This window comes from Deinococcus aerolatus (assembly GCF_014647055.1).
Taxonomy (GTDB): domain Bacteria; phylum Deinococcota; class Deinococci; order Deinococcales; family Deinococcaceae; genus Deinococcus; species Deinococcus aerolatus.
This window is the reverse complement of sequence record NZ_BMOL01000038.1, coordinates 1-8,237: the sequence shown is the minus strand read 5'-3', so window position 1 is coordinate 8,237 and position 8,237 is coordinate 1. Positions and strand designations below refer to the sequence as shown.

Sequence of the window (8,237 nt, the reverse complement as noted above, 5' to 3'; positions counted from 1 at the left end):
TCCCTCCAGTGTGCCCGACCCTCTCAACGGGTGGGCCATTTTCTGTCGGGATTTCTGGAGCACTACCAGACGATCTCAGCTGAGAACGCCATAGGTTTGCGACTTGTGCCACTTCCCCTGCGTGAGTCAGGATGCTGCGGGCACCACTGCGATCCGTGCCAAGCTCCGCCACCACCACTCCCTGGTCAGGATCATTGAACCTCACCTGCTAGACCCCGTCTACTGATGCGGCTCAGCCCTGGATGTATCCCGCGGTTAGAGCGAACATCCCACTCCCGGAAGAGCGGAACGCTCACTGGGAGGGAGAAAAACAAGGATGAAACGACGCGAGAATGGCGAGGGCTGTGTCAAGAAACTGCCGAGCGGAAGTTACCGCTGGCAGGTCACGCTGGGTTTTGACGAACGGGGCAAGCAGCTCCTGAAAAGCGGGACCGAGAAGACCAAGAAGGACGCGGATCGGGCGCGGGTGCAGGCGCTGGTGGACCACCAGCGGGGCCTGCTACCCGTCCCGAGCCAGATCCGGCTGGCCGACTGGCTGCCACGCTGGCTGGAACTCAAGCGACCGAATCTCGCGCCGAAGACCCTGGCCAACTACGCCTACGTCATCGAGCGGCATCTCAGCCCCCTGCTGGGCCACCGCAAGTTGCAGGACCTTAAGCCCAGCGAGGTGCGGGGCGCCTACGTCAAGCTGGCGGACCAGGGCTTTTCGAAGTCGCTGCTGCATCAGGTGCGGGTGATTCTGCGGCAGGCGCTGCAGGAGGCGGTGTTCGACGAGATCGTGGCCCGGAACGTTGCGGAGGTGGCCCGTCTGCCCAGCTTCCGTCGGAGCAAGACCGCCCGCGCCCTGGACGCGGAGGAAGTGGGCACCTTCCTGAAGGTGGCGCATGAGCACCGCCTGGGCCTGCTCTTCGAGTTCGTCATCGCGAGCGGGTTAAGAAGGGGAGAGGTCTGTGCCTTGAAATGGGCCCACCTGGATCTGGACAAGGCGCAACTGCGGGTCCGCGAGAACATCACCGTGGTGAATGGCACGGCCACCCTGGGGGAGCCGAAGACAGAATCCGGGGTGCGGGATCTGCATCTCGCTCCCGACACCGTGGCGCTGCTCCGGAAGCATCAGCAGGATCAACTGGCCGAGGGCCTGGGGGCGGCCAGCCACGTGTTCACCAATGCCAGGGGAGAGCGCCTCTACCCGGACTCGCTGACCAAGCTGGCGGGGAAGATCGCCGAGCGGGCGGGGCTGGGCGCCGTCCGCTTTCATGACTTGCGGCACACCTACGCCAGCCTGATGCTGAGCATGGGCGTGCCGATGGAGGTGGTCAGCGAGAAGCTGGGGCACTCGAGGCCGAGCACGACGGCGGACATCTACCGCCACGTCTTCGCGGAGGAGCACGAGCGGCACACGTTCGCGCTGGGAGACCTGCTGATTCCGAAGCCGCTGAGGATCAGGAGCGCCGCCAAGCCTATTGAGCTCGATGAGGACAACGAACGGGTGGCCTGACGCCTTCGCCTGAGACAGGGTTCGGAACAGGCGTCCGACTTCCGGGCGCCCGTTCCAACTTTCGGGTTGCCACGCCCTCATATTCCGCAGCAGGGCTATGTATATGTAAGAGGGTTGTGGCAAGTTGTAGAGGTAAGGTGACGCGGTGTTGAGCGGTCAGAAGCTCTCCGGCTACCGTTTTTCTCTCGCCGTGATCGGCTACGCCGTGTGGCCCTATCACCGCTTTACCCTGAACTACCGGGACGTCGAAGAACTGTTACTGGAGCGGGGGATCACCGTCACCCGCGAGACCATCCGGACCTAGTGCATCAAGTGCTGTGACCTTTTCGCTCAAGGCCTCCGCCATCGGGGTCCCCGATGGCACCTGGACGAGATGCAAGTGGATATCGGCGGGGTCAAACACTGGTTATGGCGGGCCGTGGATGAACACGGAGACGTATTGGACGTCTTATTGCAAGAACACCGTGATACCGAAGCCGCCAGGTCGTTCTTCGTCCGCCTCCTGGGGCAATACGACGTGCCTGAGATCATCCACACCGATAAACTGTGGAGTTATGGAGGGGCGATTCGACAACTCCCCGTGCGCTGCGGAGTGGAGCACATCCAGGTGATCTCGACCGCCCGTTGCAACAACCTGATCGAGCAGTCACATCGCCCCACACGGCGGCAGGAAAGGCAACAGCGGGAATTCAGGTCACGAAAACGCGCTCAGGGCTTCCTCGACCTGCACGCTCGCGTCACAAATCTCCACCATCCTGCCCACTCCACCGTTCCCACTTGCCACTGGAAACCTTCGTCACCACCTCGCGCTCCAACAACTTGCCACAACCGTCACCGTCAACCCAGCACAGGAGGTGCTCTGGCTATAGGGCGCCCAAATTCCGAACAGGCCACGCCCCTGTAAAGTTCAGGTCCCAGCTTCAATTCAGGTGAATGCCGCTAACCAGACCCAGCGTAACGCCAGCACCAACGCCCGCCACATCTTTGGAGACCGATAGTGGGCCGGAGGCATGCACCAGACCCAGTCCAGCTGACGCGGCTCCCTGGATCCCGACATCTTGCAATCCTCCAGCACGGTCCACCGTGAGGTAGACGCCCGCCTCTACTCCTGCGCCCGCCTGAACAACCGGAACACTCACGCCTGCCCGAACCCCGATGGCAACGGTCGTGCTGCCGAGAAAAGTCTTGTTGACTTTAGTAAAAGCACCGAGCGGCCCAGCGGTGGCCACGGTGATCTCCACGTTTTCACAGGTCATACTGATGTTCAGCATCTGCCATTCCAAGCTGACCTTCAGGCCTTTGAGCTCATCCGGGCACGCACTGGTACTTTCCTCAGGAGCACTGGATACGGTCACCGAGACTGCCACACTGGGCGCAGTCAGACAGACCGCTTCACGGTAAACACCCGTGGCGTAGGCCATCACATGCGCGCCCATGAGCGTGACGAAGGCCGATTGAAGCTCCGTCTGAATAATGGCATCAGCAAATGCATGGACCTTAGCATCCTGGATGTTTGTGGCCAGTGCTGAACGGTACTGGTGGGCCAGACTGAAATACTGCCTGAAGTCGTGGTCGTAATTGTGGACCCGCGCTTCGATCTTGTTGTAATGGGCTTCAAACTCAGGCAAACACATGGCATGAATCAGAGGCAGGGCTTCTGCCTGTTCCTGTGTGCCCAGAATCTCGTACATCCGCGTGAGAACGGCTTCACTGACGGGGGCTTTGCCGACCGCGTCTAACAGCTCATCATGGGCTATCGTCATTTGACGGTAGGCTTTTTGGACTGCCGGCTCAAAGTTCACCATCTCTATGGCATAGAGCAGGTCCTCGGCACGCTGTTTTGAGACTGGATTGGTATATGCATTCAGGCGGATTTCTGCTTCGGCCTGCAGGCCATCACGCCGCAGGGCCAGCGTGATTTCTTTTTCACCTTCGCGCATGACCTTTTCAAGAAAAGCCTGTTGCATCTCCGCTGCCGTCTGGGAGTTGTCCGGAATTTTCAGGTCAGGCAGCTTGCCTTTCTTGCCTTTGCTCAGATCGAAAAGGGCCAGTGACTCCCGACGGACGGTCAGCGTTTCCAGCGCCGGCTTTGTGCCCGGCGGAAGCTGCTCTAGGGGAATGTCGGTCTGATTTGCCTGCGCTGTGCTGGGGGCGCGGCGCAGGCCGAGTCGATACTGCTGGGCCGCCTGCTTGTCCAGATTTTGACACAACAGGGCCCACGCCAGATTCCTTTTCGCTTCGGAGAGCAGCGGTTCCCGTTTGACGGCGTCTTGCAGAACTGTTTCTGCTTCTTTCCAACGCCCCAGCAACAAGAGGGCGTAACCACGATTGTTCAGCGCGATGGCCCGCCCGTCCCAGCCCAGAGGCCTGGCATAAGGCACCTTAAGTCCCTCAGCCTGCTGTAAGAAGGCAAGGCTCAGCGCCGGAAGCCCCAGGCTGTTCAGCGTTGCAGCCACGTTAACCAGGACATCCGGAGATTGGGGATGGCGCTGATAGACCGCCAACAATGCTGCCAGCGCGGCCTGAGGACGGCCACTGCGCATGCCGGCGGCCGCTGTGGCGAGATTGTGGTCCTCGCTGGACTGCTGAAGTGTCGCTTTGACTTTAGGAGCATTGGGAACCTTGGCGTACGCCGCAGCGTCCGCTTGCGCCAGGGCTGCTGCAAAGTCTTTCGGGGCTTGAGCTGAAGCGTCAGGACGGCACAGGACCAAGCGTCCTGCCTGCAATTCGTCGAGATGGTCTTCCAGTGGCATGATCACCTGGGAATCGCCGTAATAGAACGCATCGGGTGCGTTTCCAGCTCCCGCGCCACCGCTGCCGCCGCCGCTGCCGCCGCCGCCGCTCGTTGTACCGCCGCCTGCCCCAGCACTTCCTGCTCCAGCCGCTCCCGAGCCGCTCAGGTACTGCGCGGCACAGGTGTAAAGGGAGTCACAGGACTTCATATCTGTAGGCGTTTGCGCCTGTCCCCAGCCCCAGAGCCATAGGCTGAGCCACACAACAGACCCGGTCACAGAACGGTTCATATTCCTCCCGTGATTCAACACAACAGGTGAGCGGAACTTGCCAAGACGCCGCGGGGAAACGAGCTGGTGGGCCGAGCCATACCAGGAAGGCCCTGCGCCCAAAGGGTGGGTGCCTGTCCAGGCACGGAGATAGCCAGCAGAGACCTCCAGTGTGCGGCTGGCCGGTCCGGATTTCAACTGCTCACAGTGGCTGATGTGGATTTTCAGCATGACTGGTGTTCAATGCAGCATGAACGATTTGATTCCCAGTTGACGTCCAGTGTCGCCCCAGGCACGTGTGCCCCACGAGAGCAGAGGCCAGAACACCGTGGAAGACGCGGCGGCCAGGGAAAACTCACAGGCCCGGTCCGCGGCGTGCTCATTCCGGTAGGACCAGTTGGGGCTGCGCGAGGCTCCAGACGCGCGTCACAGCTCGCCCTTCAAACCCATCATGCAGGTAAGCATGCAGGTCTCAATGCCAGGTCATTCCCAAACACCTGCTTAAAGTGTGTCCCAGACGCTTTCACCTCGCTAACAGGAGAATCGGGGCGCATGATTTGACAGCGGCTGCATATCGCCCTATATTGAAGGAATCAAAGCGGCCTCGTGGGCCGCTTTTTCCGTATCTCGGTGCAGCCTCATCCTGTTAGATCGTTTGTAAAAGCGATAGAAATCTGAGTGGAGCGACCAGGAAAGAATACGGACTCCGTATAAGTCACAGTTGTAAGGACTCTGCCAGTGGAATCCCCGTACCTTGGCTTTAGCAAGTGACGCCCGTGATCACGTTGCATGGAGGTCATGGTGGTCAAGCTCAACCGCGTTGTCCCTTTCGGACTGCTGACGCTGCTTGGCCTGATGCACATCTCATGGATGGTGTTCAGATGGGGGCCGCCGAATCTCCAACCGTTTCTGGCGGGCCTGCTGTATGTGCCAGCTTTTCTGATCGCAGCCGGATACGCAGTGCGGACCGCCCGTCAAGTCCAATCCACGCGGGAGTCGGTGGCCTGGGTGTGTATCAGCATCGGGCTGCTTGCGTTCGGACTGGCCGAGGTGATCTTCACCTACCTGCAGGTGGTTCGCCAGGTGGACCCATTCCCCAGTCTTGCCGACGTTCTGTTCCTGCTGTTCCCACCGCTGGTCGGCGCAGCTCTGCTGCTTTTTCCCCGCCCCCACCTGAGCCGGGCAGGCTGGCTGCGCCTGGGACTGGATGTGGGCATCATGACGGCGGCCGCCGGAGTGTTCTCGTGGCGGTTTCTGCTGGCCGATCTCGTTGTGGACTACCGAGCACAACCGCTGACAGGAAGCATCGCGCTGGCGTATCCCATATCTGACCTGCTGCTGCTGTGCCTGCTGCTGTTGCTGTTGGCACGCCATCAGCACCTCCCGCGTCAGGTCACCGTGCTGATGGCTCTGGCATTGACATCGTTCGTCGTGGCCGACACGGGCTTCGCTGCTTTGACGGTCAAACAAGCGTACGTTTCCGGAAGCATCATTGATCTGTTCTGGGGCCTCGGGGGCCTGCTGTTCGGCATGGCTGCGATTCTCCGAGGCAACAACACGCGGGTCACCATCAGTGAGCCTGCGCTGAACTGGACGGTGCTGACGGCTGGCCCCTACCTGGCTGTGGCGGCAACCGCGATCCTCCTGCTCAATACCGTGATGGACGGAACCGGGGATTTCACAGTGCGTGGCGTCCTGTGGAGCACGATGCTGGTCGCCACCCTGGTGATGGTCAGGCAGGCCGTGGCATTTGCGGAAAACGCCGCATTAACCCGTGACCTGCATCGGGCAACCCAGCACCTGGAAAGCCGCGTGGCTGCCCGCACCGCCGAACTGCATACCGCCAACATGGAACTGCACGCCTTCTCGCTAGACCTTGAAGAGAAAGTCCAGGCCCGCACCGCGGAACTGGAGCTCAGCCGGGCCCACCTCGCCCACCAGGCCCACCACGACGCGCTAACCAGTCTCCCCAACCGGGTGCTGTTCAGCGATCGGCTCGGCCAAGCAGTGACAGCTGCGGCGCGTTACAACCGCAAGCTGGCTGTCCTGTACCTCGACTTGGACGGGTTTAAACAGATCAACGACACCTGTGGGCATGAGGCAGGAGATGAGGTGCTGCGGGTCACGGCCCGCCGTTTGCAAGAGGCGACACGGCCGAGCGACACCGTCGCCCGCCTCGGCGGGGATGAGTTCATCGTGCTGCTGACCGAGGTGGGGGAAGTCTTTGACGTGGCCAGCGTCGCCCGCCGAATCCTGGACAGCGTCAGCAAGGACATCGTCTTGGACGCTCAGACCGTGCGGGTGACCACGTCCATCGGTATCGCCCTGTACCCGGAGACCGCGCTGGATGCCGCCCCCCTTCACAAGCAGGCCGACGCAGCCATGTACCGGGCCAAACACGGAGGCAAGAACACCATCTGCTACTTCGCGCCTGAGATGAACAGCGTCATCCAGGTTCGCGCAGACCTAGTGGCAGGCCTGCGCAGCGCCCTGGCCAATCAGGAACTGTATGTCGTGTATCAACCGCTCTTCGCGTCCAGCACGCGCGAATTGGCGTCTCTTGAGGCGTTGTTGCGGTGGTCGTCGCCCTCGCTGGATGAGGTCTCGCCCGGCGAGTTTATTCCGATCGCGGAGGACAGCGGACAGATCATCGAGCTGGGGGCCTGGGTCCTTAACGAGGTCTGCCGTCAGCAGGCCGTGTGGCAGCGTCAGGGGCTCGCGCCCACACGAGTTGCAATCAACGTCTCGCCGCTGCAGTTCGCCCGCCCGGGGTTTGTGGAAGATTTGCGGCATCTTCTTGGTCGCCATGGTCTGGATGGGCGCTGGCTGGAATTGGAATTGACAGAGCGAATCATGCTGAATGACTTGGCGTCGATCGCCCATAAGATGCGGGAATTGCGCGCCCTGGGCGTGGGTATTTCGATTGATGACTTCGGGGCGGGAAACACCGCGCTCAGTTACTTCTTCCAACTGCCTATCACCACCGTCAAGATCGACCGATCCCTGATCCAGGGGCTGGGACAGGCCCACGGATCAGACCGGGTAGTGCAGGCTATTGTAGCCTTGGCACATTCGTTGGATCTGAAAGTTGTCGCCGAGGGCATCGAAACCTGGGCCCAGATGACCAGTGTGACCGATCTGGGCTGTGAACGGGTACAGGGCTATTTGCTGGCAAGGCCAGAACAGGCCGATGTGGTGCAGGCTCGACTGTCCGCCAAATCATCAGCCAGAGAACTATTGGTAGTCCGTTGACTGGTTGGAAGCGCACACTTGGCTATGACCAAGGATTGGGTGGTGGCTGATCCGCTGGACAGGTACTGCGCCCAGTTGGATCACGTCTTCAATCGACCCACGCAGCGCAGGGCGCTGCGTCTGTACCTTCAGGGATTGTTGCTCGGCACTGAGCGGCATAAGACCGCCACCGGCCTGGCCAACACAGAGCCCGGCAAGCCAGGGAGTCATCACAAAGCAGCCCAGCACCTGCAGTGGTTCCTCTCGGAAAGCACCTGGGATCCGGACGCGCTCCATCAAGCCCGCCTGAAGCTGATGCGAGGTGGGCGCCGTTTGGCGCCCACTGATGATGCCGTGCTCGTGATCGACGAGACGGGGGATCGTAAGTACGGCACGCACACGGCCCACGTCGGACGGCAGTATCTGGGCAGTCTGGGCAAAGTAGATTCGGGGATCGTCACAGTCCATGTGCTGTATGACACGCCACAGGTGTATTTCCCACTTCA

The 8,237-nt window shown here is 61.0% G+C and carries 4 protein-coding genes and 1 pseudogene; 4 read left to right on the top strand and 1 reads right to left on the bottom strand.

Annotation, left to right across the window (positions count from 1 at the left end; translation table 11 throughout):
* The first annotated feature begins 316 nt into the window (after nucleotides 1-316).
* Together IEY31_RS18050 and IEY31_RS18045 are read left to right on the top strand one after the other, a co-directional pair.
* A complete protein-coding gene (locus IEY31_RS18050) occupies nucleotides 317-1,498 on the top strand; it encodes a tyrosine-type recombinase/integrase (protein WP_188974346.1) in 1,182 nt (393 codons plus the stop codon).
* Nucleotides 1,499-1,646: 148 nt separating this feature from the next.
* Nucleotides 1,647-2,282 (top strand): annotated as a pseudogene (locus IEY31_RS18045) (IS6 family transposase); the annotation flags it as partial.
* Between the two features lie 136 nt (nucleotides 2,283-2,418).
* On the opposite strand, the gene IEY31_RS18040 reads toward IEY31_RS18045, so the two are convergent.
* The gene (locus IEY31_RS18040; RefSeq protein ID WP_188974345.1) at nucleotides 2,419-4,731 is read right to left on the bottom strand and encodes a tetratricopeptide repeat protein; all 2,313 of its coding nucleotides are present in this window, start codon (nucleotides 4,729-4,731) and stop codon (nucleotides 2,419-2,421) included.
* Nucleotides 4,732-5,298: 567 nt separating this feature from the next.
* Between IEY31_RS18040 and IEY31_RS18035 the strand changes: the two genes are divergently transcribed.
* Nucleotides 5,299-7,752 (top strand): putative bifunctional diguanylate cyclase/phosphodiesterase, encoded by a 2,454-nt coding sequence (locus IEY31_RS18035; RefSeq protein WP_188974344.1) that lies wholly within the window; start codon nucleotides 5,299-5,301, stop codon nucleotides 7,750-7,752.
* Between the two features lie 24 nt (nucleotides 7,753-7,776).
* The coding region (locus IEY31_RS18030) for a transposase (protein WP_188974343.1) at nucleotides 7,777-8,237 on the top strand (461 nt) is incomplete at its 3' end.

Excerpts from the sequence above, each read along its gene's own strand:
- IEY31_RS18050 (WP_188974346.1), top strand. The coding sequence starts at position 317 with ATGAAACGACGCGAGAATGGCGAGGGCTGTGTCAAGAAACTGCCGAGC.
- IEY31_RS18040 (WP_188974345.1), bottom strand. The coding sequence starts at position 4,731 with ATGCTGAAAATCCACATCAGCCACTGTGAGCAGTTGAAATCCGGACCG.
- IEY31_RS18035 (WP_188974344.1), top strand. The coding sequence starts at position 5,299 with ATGGTGGTCAAGCTCAACCGCGTTGTCCCTTTCGGACTGCTGACGCTG.